The 14025-nt window shown below is 71.8% G+C and carries 15 protein-coding genes; 1 reads left to right on the forward strand and 14 read right to left on the reverse strand.

Going from position 1 to position 14025, the window contains the following annotated elements; translation table 11 throughout:
• Nucleotides 1-41 precede the first annotated feature (41 nt).
• From GT755_RS05475 to GT755_RS05540, 14 genes are all read right to left on the reverse strand, one after another.
• Complete coding sequence (locus tag GT755_RS05475) at nt 42-848, reverse strand: hypothetical protein (protein ID WP_161478552.1); 807 nt, start codon at nt 846-848, stop codon at nt 42-44.
• Nucleotides 845-1561 (reverse strand): VIT1/CCC1 transporter family protein, encoded by a 717-nt coding sequence (locus tag GT755_RS05480; RefSeq protein ID WP_161478553.1) that lies wholly within the window; start codon nt 1559-1561, stop codon nt 845-847. Before GT755_RS05480 ends, GT755_RS05475 begins: the two co-directional genes overlap by 4 nt.
• On the reverse strand, nt 1558-2544 hold the full coding sequence (gene lgt / locus GT755_RS05485) for a prolipoprotein diacylglyceryl transferase (protein WP_161478554.1): 987 nt from the start codon (nt 2542-2544) through the stop codon (nt 1558-1560). Before lgt ends, GT755_RS05480 begins: the two co-directional genes overlap by 4 nt.
• A 146-nt stretch (nt 2545-2690) precedes the next feature.
• The gene (locus GT755_RS05490; RefSeq protein ID WP_161478555.1) at nt 2691-3449 is read right to left on the reverse strand and encodes a DsbA family protein; all 759 of its coding nucleotides are present in this window, start codon (nt 3447-3449) and stop codon (nt 2691-2693) included.
• A complete protein-coding gene (locus GT755_RS05495; protein WP_161478556.1) occupies nt 3449-3973 on the reverse strand; it encodes a MauE/DoxX family redox-associated membrane protein in 525 nt (174 codons plus the stop codon). The genes GT755_RS05490 and GT755_RS05495 overlap by 1 nt, the downstream gene beginning before the upstream one ends.
• Nucleotides 3974-4556: 583 nt before the next feature.
• On the reverse strand, nt 4557-5351 hold the full coding sequence (gene trpA, locus GT755_RS05500; RefSeq protein ID WP_161478557.1) for a tryptophan synthase subunit alpha: 795 nt from the start codon (nt 5349-5351) through the stop codon (nt 4557-4559).
• Nucleotides 5352-5364: 13 nt separating this feature from the next.
• Nucleotides 5365-6606 carry a tryptophan synthase subunit beta gene (gene trpB / locus GT755_RS05505; protein WP_161478558.1) on the reverse strand — a complete coding sequence of 414 codons (1242 nt, stop codon included), beginning with the start codon at nt 6604-6606 and terminating at the stop codon, nt 5365-5367.
• Nucleotides 6607-6620: 14 nt separating this feature from the next.
• Complete coding sequence (gene trpC / locus GT755_RS05510) at nt 6621-7433, reverse strand: indole-3-glycerol phosphate synthase TrpC (protein WP_161478559.1); 813 nt, start codon at nt 7431-7433, stop codon at nt 6621-6623.
• A gap of 115 nt (nt 7434-7548) precedes the next feature.
• Nucleotides 7549-7953: a DUF2752 domain-containing protein gene (locus tag GT755_RS05515; RefSeq protein WP_030450264.1), complete on the reverse strand. Its 405-nt coding sequence runs from the start codon at nt 7951-7953 to the stop codon at nt 7549-7551.
• 42 nt (nt 7954-7995) lie between these two features.
• Nucleotides 7996-8595, reverse strand: a complete 600-nt coding sequence (locus GT755_RS05520; protein WP_161478560.1) for a DUF4190 domain-containing protein — start codon at nt 8593-8595, stop codon at nt 7996-7998.
• Between the two features lie 66 nt (nt 8596-8661).
• Nucleotides 8662-9195 (reverse strand): Trp biosynthesis-associated membrane protein, encoded by a 534-nt coding sequence (locus GT755_RS05525; RefSeq protein WP_161478561.1) that lies wholly within the window; start codon nt 9193-9195, stop codon nt 8662-8664.
• Nucleotides 9192-9542: a phosphoribosyl-AMP cyclohydrolase gene (hisI, locus tag GT755_RS05530; RefSeq protein ID WP_030450267.1), complete on the reverse strand. Its 351-nt coding sequence runs from the start codon at nt 9540-9542 to the stop codon at nt 9192-9194. The genes GT755_RS05525 and hisI overlap by 4 nt, the downstream gene beginning before the upstream one ends.
• 58 nt (nt 9543-9600) lie before the next feature.
• Nucleotides 9601-11394, reverse strand: coding sequence for an ABC transporter ATP-binding protein (locus GT755_RS05535; RefSeq protein WP_328794192.1), 1794 nt, complete (start codon nt 11392-11394; stop codon nt 9601-9603).
• Nucleotides 11395-11405: 11 nt separating this feature from the next.
• The gene (locus GT755_RS05540) at nt 11406-13175 is read right to left on the reverse strand and encodes an ABC transporter ATP-binding protein (protein ID WP_161478563.1); all 1770 of its coding nucleotides are present in this window, start codon (nt 13173-13175) and stop codon (nt 11406-11408) included.
• Between the two features lie 213 nt (nt 13176-13388).
• On the opposite strand from GT755_RS05540, the gene GT755_RS05545 reads away from it, so the two are divergent.
• Entirely contained in the window at nt 13389-14024 is a 636-nt protein-coding gene (locus GT755_RS05545; protein ID WP_161478564.1) for a TIGR03085 family metal-binding protein, read from the forward strand.
• The last annotated feature ends 1 nt before the right edge of the window (nt 14025 follow it).

Raw genomic sequence — 14025 nt, forward strand, 5'->3', positions numbered from 1 at the left:
AAGGCGGACACCGAGCGTGGGCGGACGGCGCCGGTCGGTGCTCAGGCGGCGGGCACCCCGGTCACCGCGACCACCCGCCGGTAGACGACCTTCTCCGCCTCGCGGACGGCGAGACCGAGCGTCACCATGTCGTCGGTCTCCTCGGGCCGTTCGCCGTCGGCGCGGCCGATCCAGACCAGCCCCAGGTAGTGGCCCATCGCGTGGCCGCTGGCCTCGGTGAAGCCGGTCAGCGCCGGCTCGGCCGACGGCAGCGCCAGCAACCAGCCGCCCCGGTAGAGGTTGGAGATCCGCTTCACCAGTTCGTCGGAGGCGGTCGCCGACTCCAGGTTGAACAGGGCGTACTGGGCGACGTAGCGGCCGTCGGCGCTGGTGAACTGGGCGCGGACGGCCTGGGTGCAGCCCGCCTCCGTCAGGGCCTCGGTCAGCGCCTCGCCCCAGACGGCCGTGGCGCAGTCGGCGTCGAGCCGGCGCTCGCCCAGCCTCAGTGTGACCTTGCCTGCCTTCAGCGTCTTGGTCGTGAAGACCTCTTCGACGGTCAGCGGCTTGGCGTCGGCGGCCCGGTCGGCGATCGGCGCGAACTGCTTCAGCGACGGCCAGGCCCGGTAGGCGGCCGGCCGGGCCTGGCCCAGCGGCGAGCTCGACAGCTGTTCGGGCGTCGGGTCTTCGTCGAACGCCTCGACCACGAAGACCAGCACGAACGCCATGAGCAGGATGCCGACGACCGTCGCCAGGACCGCCAGGATCTTCTGCTGGCCGCCGGTGAGCCCCATCTCGGCCAGCTTGACGCTGCCCCAGGTGTCTTCGGGCGCCGGACGGCGCTTGGCACGGGAGGACTTGGCGGGGGTCACAGGCCGTTCGCCCCGATCAGCGACCCCAGTCCCCAGGTCAGCGCGGCGGCGATCCCGCCGACCAGGAGCTGGCGCAGGCCGGTGAACCACCAGTTCCGCGCGGTCACCCGGGCCACGAGCGCGCCCGCCCCGAAGAGCGCCACCATGGACAGGGCGGCCGACACCCAGAGGGAGGTCACCCCGGCCAGGTAGGGCGCCAAGGGAATGACGGCGCCGACGGCGAACGACAGGAACGACGACGACGCGGCGGTCACCGGCGACGGCAGGTCGTCGGGCTTCACGCCCAGCTCGTTGAGGGTGTGCACTTCCAGGGCCTGTTCGGGGTTGCGGGAGATCTGCCGGGCCACCTCGGCGGCCAGTTCGGGGTCGACGCCGCGCCGTTCGTAGAGGGCGGCCAGCTCGGCCTCCTCCTCTTCGGGGTGGAGGGCCATCTCGCGGCGTTCGACCGCGATCTCGGCCTGGGCCAGCTCACGCTGGCTCGCCACCGAGACGTACTCTCCTCCGGCCATCGAAAACGCCCCGGCGGCCAGGCCCGCGACACCCGCGAGCGCGATCACGCGGGTGTTGGCCGTGCCGCCGGCCACGCCGGCGATGAGCGCGAAGTTCGACACCAGGCCGTCCATCGCGCCGAACACCGCCGGACGCAACCAGCCACCCGTGACGTCGCGGTGGTTGTGGTGGGAGGGGAGTTCCGGGCCGGCGGCGCCGGTCATCTCTGACCGGCCTCCTCGGCCTTCTCTGTCTTGTCGTCGGGAGCGGCGGCCTCACCGGCCTCGCCCCGCGCCTCGTTCTCGCGGTCGATCTCGTGGTCGTCGGCCTGGTCGTGGAGGTGGGCCGGGTCGGCCTCGGCGCCCTCGGCCACCGGCGGGAGCGCGCCCTCGGGCACGATGACCTCTTCGGTGGTCTTGTTCCTGGTCAGCCAGAAGTAGGCCAGCGCGCCGAGGAACAGCACGATGGAGGTCCACTGGTTGAGGCGCATGCCGAGGATCTCGTGGGCCGGGTCGACCCGCAGGCCCTCGATCCAGAAGCGGCCCAGGGTGTAGCCCATGACGTAGAGGGCGAACAGGCGGCCGTGGCGCAGCGTGAACCGCGACCCGATCAGCAGGAGCAGGCCGGCCACCGCGAAGTTCCAGAGCAGTTCGTAGAGGAACGCCGGGTGGTAGGTCAGCGCGCCGGGCACGGTGCCGGGGCGGCCGGGCTCGATCTCCAGGCACCAGGCGTAGTCGCAGGGACCGCCGAAGAGCTCCTGGTTGAAGTAGTTGCCCAGCCGGCCGATGCCCTGGGCGATCAGGATGCCCGGTGCGACGGTGTCGGCGACGGCCGACAGGGAGATGCCGCGCCGGCGGCAGGCGATCCAGACGCCGACGGCGCCGAGCGCGACCGCCCCCCAGATGCCGAGGCCGCCCTTCCAGATGAAGAACACGTGATACCACGGGTTCTCCGCGTCAGCTCCGAAGTAGAGCTGGTTGTCGGTGATGACGTGGTAGAGCCGGCCGCCGACCAGGCCGAACGGGACCGCCCAGACGGCCAGGTCGGTGATCGTGCCGGGAAGGCCGCCACGGGCGCGCCAGCGGCGCTCGCCGAGCCAGACGGCGACGACGACGCCCAGCACGATGCAGAGCGCATAGGCCCGGATGGGAAGGGGTCCGAGGTACCAGACCCCCTGCGACGGGCTCGGGATCGAGGCGAGGGGCATGTCACAGGACGTTACCGCCTCCAAGGCGCACTCGCGCACCCCCGTCACCAATGAGCCCGTCTCAGGTTGATCACCCCATCCTCAAGCGAGCCGCGGCCGGCCGGAGGCCGGTCGTGGCTCGCGTTTCGGATCTGCCTGAGACGGCGTCACTTACCGGCCGCGAGCACGGCCTGGCGGAGCTTGTTCGGCACGAACGCGACGTTGGAGTCGAGGTCCTTGCCGTTCAGCTTGAGCGTGGGCGTGCCGGTGATCTTCTCCTCCCGGATCACCTTGTCGGACTGGGTGAGCTGGGTCTGGGCGTACTTCTGGGAGGTCACGCACTTCTCCCAGTCGGGCGCCGTGATCCCCGCGTCCTTGCCCCAGGCGACCAGGTCGGTCAGCGGGAAGCCCTCGACGGTCTCCGAGGGCTGCTCCTTGAAGAGCCGGTCGTGGAAGGCCGGCCAGTGCGCCCCCTGGGTGACGCAGCGGGAGGCCGCCCCGGCGCGGACCGAGTTGGACTTGGTCGGCTCCATGGAGAAGATCGTGATCGGGTGGAAGACGACCTTGGCCTTGCCCTCGGACGCCAGGTTCTTGATCGTCGGCCCCGACGACTCCTCCAGCGCCTTGCAGGCCGGGCACTGGAAGTCCTCGTAGACGTCGAGCACCGGCGCGGTCACCCCCGGCCGGGCCATGGTGACCGTTCCGTCGGCGTTGACCGTGGTCGGGGCGAGTTCGGCGGCCGCCGCCTGCTGCTCGGCGGTGTCCCGGGCGGCGGCGTACCAGGCGCCGCCGCCGATGGCCAGGACGGCGATGGTCCCGATGGTGACCATCGTGGCGAGGCGGCGGTGGCGGTCCTTCCTGCGGTCGGCCTGCCGCTGCGCGGCGATCCGTTCCCGGGCCGTCGCCTCGCGCGCACCTTTGCCCATCAGTGGTTCTCCTTCACTTCATCCAAGTGATCACTCACGCCGGGCTCGTGATCGCCGGACTCCTCCTCGGCGTATGGGCGGGGGGCCAGGCCCAGGGGCCTGTCGAGCGCGAACCGGCCCGGTGTGAACCAGGCGATCCAGCCCGCCAGCACCACCAGCCCGAAGTCGCGCAGCAACTCCGGCAGGTAGGACGGCTCCTGTCCTTCGGCGAGCGGCCCGCCGCCGCCGAAGCAGCCGCAGTCGATGCGCAGCCCCCGCGCCCACGCCGAGGCGATGCCGATGACGAAGGCGACCATGAGCAGCCCCGCGCCGACCGCCGACAGGCGGGTGAGCAGGCCAAGGACAAGGAGCACTCCGACGACGATCTCCAGCACGGGCAGGCCGTATCCGACGGCCGTGGCGATCCGGTCCGGCAGTAGTTCGTAGGCGCGCACGGCCTGCACCGACAGAGCGGGGGCGCCGATCTTCAGCCACCCCGCGACGATGAGCACGCCGGCGAGCACGAGCCGGGCGACGGTCGTCACCCAGGGTACAACGACAGATGCACTGAGTGACGAACTCGGGCCGCGACGATGCGTTGACACGGAGACTCCTCCCAGGTCCCGGGGCCGCCTACACGGCCACCGACACGGAACCTATTGGAGTCCACCCCACCATGACCTCGATAAACACTGGGTAAGGCGAAACCTGGGGGCGGGTATGGGGAGGGTCGTCCTGGTAAATCCCAGGGCCTTCTCCTCCGTTACGGCTCCGCCGGGCCGGCCCCGACCGCCGCCCCCCTCCTCACCGCGACCGGCGCCAACCGGCCGCGCGAATACCGCGCCGCCACGAACCGTCTCGGGCGTCTCGAACCGTCTCGTTCATCTCGGGCCGGAAGCGGGCGTAGGGCGGCCGGGCGGCGCGGCCGGTTGGCGCCGGATACGGCGGCGGCCCGGGTCGGCGGTCGGCGCCGGGGTGGGCGGAGCCGTAACGGAAATGGAGCCGTCACAGGACAGCGCCGGTCACGAATACAGGGGGCGGAGAGGAGCCGCGGCTGTTGCGAAGGACGGCCAGGACGGAGAAACGGCCGGTCACCGTTGCGGTGACCGGCCGTTCGAAACGGAGAGGCTAGCGGCGGACGCCCTCCGCCAGTTCGGCGGCGAGTTCGCGGACGGCCCGGAGGCCCTCCTGCTCGTTCGGCGCGTCGAGGAGGCGGCGGATGAAGGCCGAGCCCACGATCACGCCGTCGGCGTAGGCGGCGACCTCGGCGGCCTGGCTGCCGGTGCCGACGCCCAGGCCCACGCAGACCGGGACCTTGGCGTGGGGGCGGGTGCGCTTGACCAGGCCCTCGGCCGCCTGTCCGACCGACTCACGGGCGCCGGTGACGCCCATCAGCGAGGCGGCGTAGACGAAGCCGGTGCAGCAGTCGGCCACGACGCCGATGCGCTCCTCGGTGGAGCTCGGGGCGACCAGGAAGACCGTGTCGATGCCCGCCGCCGCGCTGGCCTCGCGCCACGGACCGGCCTCTTCGGGGGTCAGGTCGGGCGTGATGGTGCCGACCCCCCCGGCGTCGGCCAGCTCGCGGGCGAAACGCTCGACGCCGTAGCGGTCGATCGGGTTCCAGTAGGTCATGACGAGGGTCGCCGCGCCCGATTTGGCCACACCCTCGACCGTGCGCATCACGTCGGCGATGCGGGTGCCGTTCTCCAGCGCCCGGTGTACGGCGTCTTGGATGGTCGGGCCGTCCATCAGCGGGTCGGAGTAGGGCAGGCCGATCTCGATCACGTCGCAACCGGCCTCGACCATGGCGGTCGCGGCGGCGATGGCGCCGTCGATCGTGGGGAACCCGGCGGGCAGGTAGCCCACCAGCGCGGCGCGGTTCTCCGCGCGGGCCTTCTCGAAGACCGTGGCAAGTGTCGTCATGGCTGGCTTCCGGCTACAGGTTGAAGTATTTCATCGCGGTCCCCATGTCCTTGTCACCACGACCGGACAGGTTGACCAGGATCGTGGCGTCGGGACCGAGGTCGCGGCCCAGCTTGAGCGCGCCGGCCAGGGCGTGGGAGGACTCGATGGCCGGGATGATGCCTTCGGTGCGGGCGAGCAGGGCGAACGCCTCCATCGCCTCGGCGTCGGTGATGCCGTGGTAGGTGGCGCGGCCGCTGTCCTTGAGCCAGGCGTGCTCCGGGCCGACGCCCGGATAGTCGAGACCCGCCGAGATGGAGTGGGACTCGACGGTCTGGCCCTCGTCGTCCTGCAGCACGTAGGTGCGGCTGCCGTGGAGGACGCCGATCGAACCCGCCGTCAGCGTGAGGGCGTGTTCGCCGCTCTCCAGGCCCCGGCCCCCGGCCTCGTAGCCGTGGAGCTGGACGCCCTCGTCGGGGATGAAGGCGTGCATGATGCCGATGGCGTTGGAGCCGCCGCCGACGGCGGCGCAGACCGCGTCGGGCAGCTTGCCGGTCAGTTCGAGGACCTGGCGGCGGGCCTCGACGCCGATGATGCGGGCGAAGTCGCGGACGATGCCGGGGAACGGGTAGGGACCGGCGACCGTGCCGAACAGGTAGTGGGTCGAGTCGACGTTGGTGACCCAGTCGCGGAACGCCTCGTTGATGGCGTCTTTCAGGGTCTGGCTGCCGTTGGTGACGGGCACCACCCGGGCGCCGAGCAGTTTCATGCGGGCCACGTTGAGGGCCTGCCGCTCGCAGTCGACGGCGCCCATGTAGATGACGCACTCCAGGCCCATCAGGGCGGCGGCGGTCGCGGTGGCGACGCCGTGCTGGCCCGCGCCGGTCTCGGCGATGACGCGGCTCTTGCCCAGGCGCTTGGTGAGCAGGGCCTGGCCGAGCACGTTGTTGATCTTGTGGGCGCCCGTGTGGGTCAGGTCCTCGCGCTTGAGGAGGATGCGGGCGCCGCCCGCCTGCTCGGCGAACCGCGGCACCTCGGTGATCGTCGTCGGACGGCCGGCGTAGGTGCGCAGCAGGTGGTCGAACTCGCGGATGAAGGCCAGGTCGGTGCGGGCCTTCTCGTATTCGGCGGCCACCTCGTCGAGGGCCGGGATCAGCGCCTCGGGCACGAAGCGCCCGCCGAACACGCCGAACTTGCCCCGCTCGCTGACGTCGCCGCCGGAACCGGCGCCGGTGAAGTCGGCGGGGGTGATGAGGGTGCCCTCAGAGATGGACATGGACGAGTCTCCGGTCACGACTGCCGTTCTTGGCGGGACGAAGGATGGGCGCCCGCGGTGACCAGGTCGTTCACCGCCGAACGCGGGTCTTTGCCGGTCACGAGGCTCTCGCCGACCAGCACCGCGTCGGCGCCGGCGCGCGCGTAGGCGAGCAGGTCGTGAGGGCCGCGCACACCCGACTCGGCGACCCGGATGACGCCCTCGGGCACCTTCGGGGCGAGCCTGGCGAAGACGTCGCGGTCGACCTCGAGCGTGCGCAGGTCGCGGGCGTTGATGCCGATGAGCTTGGCGCCCGCGTCGACCGCGCGCTCCAGCTCCTCTTCCGTGTGGACCTCGACCAGCGGGACGAGCCCGATGGACTCGGCCCGCTCGATCAGCGAGACCAGGGCGTTCTGGTCGAGCGACACCACCATCAGCAGGGCGAGGTCGGCGCCGTGGGCGCGGGCCTCCCAGAGCTGGTAGGCGGTGACGATGAAGTCTTTGCGCAGGATCGGGATGTCCACGGCGGCGCGCACGGCCGCCAGGTCCTCCAGGCTCCCGCCGAAGCGCCGGCGCTCGGTCAGCACACTGATGACGTGGGCGCCGCCGGCCTCGTAGTCGACGGCCAGCGCGGCCGGGTCGGCGATGGCGGCCAGCGCGCCCTTGGACGGGCTCGACCGCTTGACCTCGGCGATCACCGAGACGCGGTCGGCCTTCAGGGCTCCGTAGACGTCACGTGGAGTGGGGGCGCGCCGGGCGCGCTCCTTGAGCTCATCGATCGACACGGCCTTCTGCCGCTCGGCGAGGTCTTCGCGGACGCCCTCGAGGATGTCGTCGAGAACCGTCATCGGACCTCACCGCCCTTGCTGGCTCGTTCGCTCACGTGCTCCGGATCCCTCCAGGTCGACTGCGTCCTGCCGATGGTATCGGCCTTGCCGACGTCGGCCCGCCATCGGGTGCCGGTCACGGAGCCAGGAAAGCACCGTACGGCGTATTGCGGAAAACCCCGAACAACAAGGCCAGCGCGACGAACGACCAGACGGCCACGGGTGCCGTCAGGCGGGTCCGCAGCGGCCTCTCCCGCCAGGCGGACGAGAGCCACTTCGCCCACAGGTACACCAGGAACGGTGCGACCGCAACGAACAGCGGGTTGAACGACAACGCGCCGCCCACATCGAGCCGGGTCAGCGCGTGGACCGCGCGCAGCCCGCCGCACCCCGGACAGTAGAAGCCGCTGACCAGCAGGAACGGACACGGCGGATAGTGGCCGGGCCGCGACGGGTCGACGACCGCGACGAAGGCGGTCGCCGCCGCGAGCAGGCCGCCGACGGAGGCCGGCAGCACGATCGCGGCGGTTCTGGACGTCATCGCCCCAGGGTAGATCAGCCCAGGTGGATCAGCCCGGGTGGATCAGGAGGTGGGGAACGCCGTGGGCCAGTTCTCGATGCTGTCGCCGTACTGCTGCGTGGCCTCGGCGAGGCCGACCAGGGTGAGGAGGGCGGCGCCGAAGATCAGCCAGAGGATCACCCACAGGCCGATGGTGATGTAGGAGGTCACCAGGCCGGCCACCGCGAGGCCGTGGCCGTCTTCGCCGCTGCTCTTGATGCGGCTCAGCGACATGTGGCCGAAGATCACGCCCAGGATCGCGGTCAGGCCGCAGAAGACCAGGCCGATCAGGCCCATCACGAGCGAGGCGACCGCCAGGCCGTTGGTGGGCCGGGGCGCGGCGTAGCCGTAGCCCGGCTGCGCGTAGGCCTGGTCGTAGCCGGGCTGCTGGTAGCCCTGCTGATATCCCTGCTGGTATTGCTGGCCGTAGCCGTAGTCGGGCTGGCCGTAGCCCCCCGCGGGCTGGGTGTTCTGCGTCCCATAACCGGGCTGTCCGTAGCCGGGCTGCTGGGGGTAACCGGGCTGCTGCGGGTAGCCGCCCTGGCCGTAGTCCGGCTGCTGACCGTAACCCGGGTATTCGTTACCCGGGTCCCCCGAGCCGCCGGGCTGGTTCCCGTAAGTCATGCGACGACTGTAGCGACGGGTGCCGACATCCCCGTCGAATCAGGGCAACCTGAGGACAAGTTGTAATCAGGTGGGATCGTCTCCGCGATCGATGGCATCCCACATCGACCGTTCCGAAGGCGGCTTGCGCCGGTCGGACCGGTCGTACCGCGCCGACATGCCCGGCCAGCTCCCGCCCGAGACCGCCGCCCACAGGCCGCTCACGATCAGCAGCACCCCGCCCAGGCCGGTGAGCCACGGCCACACGGTGACGTCGACGGAGGCCCCCCGCAGCTCGGCCGACTCCAGCAGCAGGACGTCGTCGAACACCCGCGTCATCCCGACCACGACCGCGCCCCCGCAGATCGCCACCAGCACCCCGACGATCTGCCGGAAGACGCCCTTGGTGGCGAGCACCGCCACGCACCCCGCCAGCGCCGCCAGCACGACCGGGGTGATCACCGGCGCGACGTCGGCGCCCGGGACGTCGTGGAGGGCCTCGGGGTTGGCCGGCCCCGTGGGGGCGAGCAGTCGCGCCCACACCCGGCCGCCCGCCAGCAGGGCCAGCGCCCCGGCGGCCGCGCTGAGGATCAGCCAGGCGTAGAGCGCGCGGCGGTTCATGAACCCTCGATCACCGGAAGCACGTCGTCATCGAAGCAGGTGCGGGTGCCGGTGTGGCAGGCGGGGCCCCGCTGGTCGACCTTGAGCAGGATGGTGTCGCCGTCGCAGTCGAGCGCCGCGTGCCGGACATATTGCACGTTGCCCGAGGTCTCGCCCTTGACCCAGTATTCGCCCCGGCTGCGCGACCAGTAGGTGGCGCGGCCGGTGGTGAGCGAGCGGTGCAGCGCCTCGTCGTCCATCCAGGCGAGCATCAGCACCTCACCGGTGTCGTGCTGCTGGACGACGGCGGGCACCAGCCCGTCGCCGGTCCGCTTGAGCCGGTCTGCGATCTTCGGGTCCAGGGACATATGACCATTCTGCCGCAGCGACCAGCGACAACGGCAAATCCTTGATCGACGCGCGCGGCTAGCTGCGGGTGGCGCCGGCCCACGAGGCGTGCAGCTCGGCGTAGACGCCCGGCTCCCTGAGCAGGTCGGCGTGGGAGCCGCGCTGCACGATCTCGCCCCGGTCGAACACGAGCACCTCGTCGGCCGCCTCGGCCGTGGACAGGCGGTGGGCGATCGAGACGGCCGTGCGGCCGCGGGTGACGCCGTCGAGGGCACGCGCGATGCGGACCTCGGTGGCCGGGTCGACCGCCGAGGTCGCCTCGTCGAGCAGCAGCAGGTCGGGGTCGGCGAGGTAGGCCCTGGCCAGGGCGACGAGCTGCCGTTCGCCCGCCGACAGCGACTCGCCGCGCTGGCCGACCGGCGTCTCCAGGCCGGCCGGCAGGCCGTCGAGCCAGTCGGCCAGGCCGAGCTCGGCCAGCGCCTCGGCGATCTCGTCGTCGGTGGCGCCGGGACGGCCGAAGCGGATGTTCTCGGCCAGGGTCGAGTCGAACAGGAAGCCGTCCTGCGGGACCATCACGATGCGCTCGCGCAGCGACGCGAAACGCAGCTCGCGCAGGTCGACGCCGTCGACGGTGACGCGGCCCTCGACCGGGTCCATCAGGCGGGTCAGCAGCTTGGCGAAGGTGGTCTTGCCCGAGCCGGTCTCGCCCACCACGGCGACCTGGCGGCGCGGCGGGATGACCACGTCGACCCCGCGCAGGACGGGCGGGCCGTCGGGGTAGGCGTAGCCGACGTTCTCGAACGCCACGGTGATCGGGCCACGCGGCAGGGTCACGCCCTGCTCGCCCGGGTCGGCGACGTCGGCCGGGGTGTCGAGCACGCTCAGCACGCGGCGCCAGCCGGCGATGGCGTTCTGGGCCTCGTTGAGCACCTCGGTCGCGGTCTGCAGCGGCGCGATGAACAGCGTGATCAGGAACAGGAACGCCACCAGGCGGCCGGGGGTGATCGAGCCGCCCACGCCGAGCAGCACGCCGACGACGACCACCCCGGCGATGGCGACGGAGGCGACCAGCTCGGTGATCGGGAAGGTGAAGCCGATGATCTTCTGGGCGCGGGTCTGCGCGGCCCGCTGGGCGTCGACGGCGGCGTCGATGCGGGTGGCCGTGCGCTCCTCGGCGCCGTGGGCCCGGATCACCGCGCTGCCGACGACCGACTCGCTGATCGCGGCCAGGGTGTCGCCGGTGCGCTCGCGCACCACCAGGTAGTTGCGGGCGACCATGCGCTGGAACCGAGGCAGCGCGAAGACCAGCGGCAGGAACAGGCCCCACACGAGCAGCGTGAGCTGCCAGGAGTAGACGGCCATCAGCACGGTCGCGATCACGAGCTGGCCGCTCGCCACGATGATCAGCAGGCCGCCCCACTGCATGAAGGTGCTGATCTGGTCGACGTCGCCGGTCACCCGCGACACCAGGGCGCCCCGGCGCTCGGTGTTCTGGGTCAGCACCGACAGGTCGTGGACGTGCCGGAACGCCTTGCCACGCAGCGTCGCCAGGCCCGACTCGGTGGCCCGGTAGAGCCGCACGTTCATCGCGTAGCCCGCCAGCGCGGTCAGCAGGATCGCGGCCGCGCAGGCCAGCACGGCGTTGCGGATGAACGGCAGGTCGGGCGAGGAGCCGTTGAGCCCCTGGTCGATGACCTGCTGGATGGCGATCGGCACGATCACCTTGCCGACGGTCGCCAGGATCGCCAGCGCGAGGGTGACCCCGAGGCCGCGGCGGAACTCGGGCGACAGCCGCAGGCCGTGGCGGATGGTCTCGAGCGCGCCGCGCTCGACGTTCTGGAGCGTCTGGGTCGTCACTGTGTTGGTCGTCACTGTGTTGGTCGTCACGGGGCGACGGTCTCCTCTTCGAGGGCCGCGTTCTCGGCCTCCTGGCGTTCGTAGGCCGTCACGAGGTCGCGGTAGCCGGCGCAGCGGGCCAGCAGGGCCTCGTGGGGGCCGTGGTCGGCGACGGCGCCGTTCTCGATGTAGACGACGTCGTCGGCCAGGGAGATCGTGGCCATGCGGTAGGCGATCACGATGACGGTGGCGTGCTGGTCGCGCAGGCCGAACAGGATGCGCTTCTCGACCTGCGGGTCGACGCTGGAGGTGGCGTCGTCGAGGATCAGCAGCCGGGGTTCGCGGGCCACCGCGCGGGCCAGGGCGAGCCGCTGGCGCTGGCCGCCCGACAGGGTGGTGCCGCGCTCGCCGATCCGGGTGTCGAGGGCGTCGGGCAGGGCGCTGACGAACCCGTCGGCCTGGGCCAGCCGCAGCGCGGCCCACACCTTCTCGTCGGGGACGTCGGCGCCGAGCGTGATGTTGCCCCGGACGGTGTCGTCGAACAGGAACGTCTGCTGCGGCACGAGGGAGACCGCGCCGCTCACGCCGTCGCGTTCGACCTCGCGCAGGTCGACCCCGTCGATCGTGACCACGCCCTCGTCGGGGTCGACCAGGCGGGCCAGCAGCTGGGTCAGGGTGGACTTGCCGGAGCCGGTGGGGCCGACCACGGCGACCGTGCGGCCCGGCTCGACGGTGAAGCCGACGTCGCGCAGCACCGGCACGCCGGGCTCGTAGGCGTAGGAGACGCCGGTGACGGCGACCTGCGCGGGCCGGTCGGCCGGCAGCCGGGCGGAGCCGTAGACCATCGACCCCTCGGCCGACAGCACCTCCCGCACCCGGGTCCAGCCCACGACGGAGCGGGGCAGTTCGCCCAGCACCCACCCGAGCGCCCGCACGGGGAAGGCCAGCAGCGTGAACAGGTAGGACACCTGGATCAGCTCACCGGCGGTGACGTCGCCGGAGGCGAGGCGGTAGGAGCCGAACAGCAGCACGGCCAGCACCCCGAGCGTCGGCAGCGCCTCCAGCAGCGGGTCGAACATGCCGCGCACCCGCCCGGCGGCGATGTTGGCGTCGCGCAGCGCGGCGGCCTTCTCGTCGAACCGGACCGCCTCGGCGTCTTCGCGGCCGAGGGTCTTGACCACGAGCGCGCCCTCGAAGCTCTCGTGGGCGACCTCGGACACCGACGCCCGCAGCTCCTGCGCCCGCGTCGCGAGCGGCGTGAGCCTGCGCTGGTAGACGAGGTTCAGCAGGGCGATCGCCGGGAAGATCAGGAAGCCGACGACGGCGAGCACGGGGTCGGTCAGCACGATCGCCACGGCGGCGGCCACGAGCATGACGATCACGCCGACCGCCATCGGCAGCGGCGCGAGCGGCCCCCAGGCGGCCTCGGCGTCGGAGCTGGCGTTGGACAGCAGCTGCCCGGTCGGGTGGCGGTGGTGCCACGACAGCGGCAGGCGGAGGAACTGCCGCCCCAGCGAGCGCCGGAAGTGGGCCTGCATGCGGTATTGGTGGATGCCGGCCATGATGCGCCGGCCCATGATCCCCAGCGCCTTGAACACCGCGACCCCGACGATCAGCGTGGCCGCCAGCGCCAGCGCTCCCCCGGTGGCGTGGCCGTCGCGGAAGGCCGGCAGCACGGCGTTCTCGGTGGCCCAGCCCAGCGCCCACGACGACAGGACGGTCGTCACGCCGTAGACGGCGCTGGCCAGGACCGCTCCCGTGAAGATCTTCGGCTCGGTCCTGACGGCGTGGCCGATGACGCGGAACCCCTGGCGCATGACCGCGGATGACACCTTTTCGGGCACTCGGGGTTCCTTCCGTTCGAGGCGGTGGTTCGGCTCCGACCATACAAAGGACCGCCGACAGTCCGGATCGGGCCAAGGTCTGACCAAGGGGCGGGCCCATTGGCGTAGGGCCGGGAAAGCCCACGTGGGGAAATCACGGCGATCACCCGTCTTATTCCCGGCGGGCGGGGTGCTTAGGGTTGAGCCATGAGTTACGCCCGCGCGGAACGTGCCGCGATCACCGAACTGCTCGACGATCTGGGGCCGTTCGCGCCCACCCTGTGCGACGGGTGGGAGACGGCCGACCTCGCCGCCCACCTGGTCGTGCGGGAACGGCGGATCGACGCCGCCGCCGGGATCGCGGTCAAGTTCCTGGCGCCCTACACGCGGAACGTGCAGGAGCAGGTGCGCGCGCGGCCCTACGCCGAGCTGGTGAACGAGGTCCGGCAGGGCCCGCCCTTCTGGACGCCCTACGGCCTGATCCCCGGACTCGACTCGGCGGTGAACACGATCGAGTTCTTCGTCCACCACGAGGACGTGCGGCGCGCCCAGGCCGGCTGGGAGCCGAGGGAACTGCCCGCCGACCTCGACGACCTGCTGTGGAAACGGGTGGCCGCCGGGGCCCGGGTGTTCTTCCGCAAGTCGCCCGTGGGAGTGGTGCTGCGCCGGGCCGGGACGGGCCAGAAGGCGGGGGCGAAGATGTCCGACCCCGCAGTCGTGGTCACCGGGCCCTCCCAGGAGCTGCTGCTGTTCGCCTTCGGGCGGCAGGACCACGCGCGGGTGGCGCTCGACGGGGAGCCGTGGGCGGTGGAGAAGCTGATGGGGGCCCGGCTGGGCATGTGAG

The sequence above is a fragment of the Herbidospora solisilvae genome, assembly GCF_009901565.1.
Lineage (GTDB): Bacteria > Actinomycetota > Actinomycetes > Streptosporangiales > Streptosporangiaceae > Herbidospora > Herbidospora solisilvae.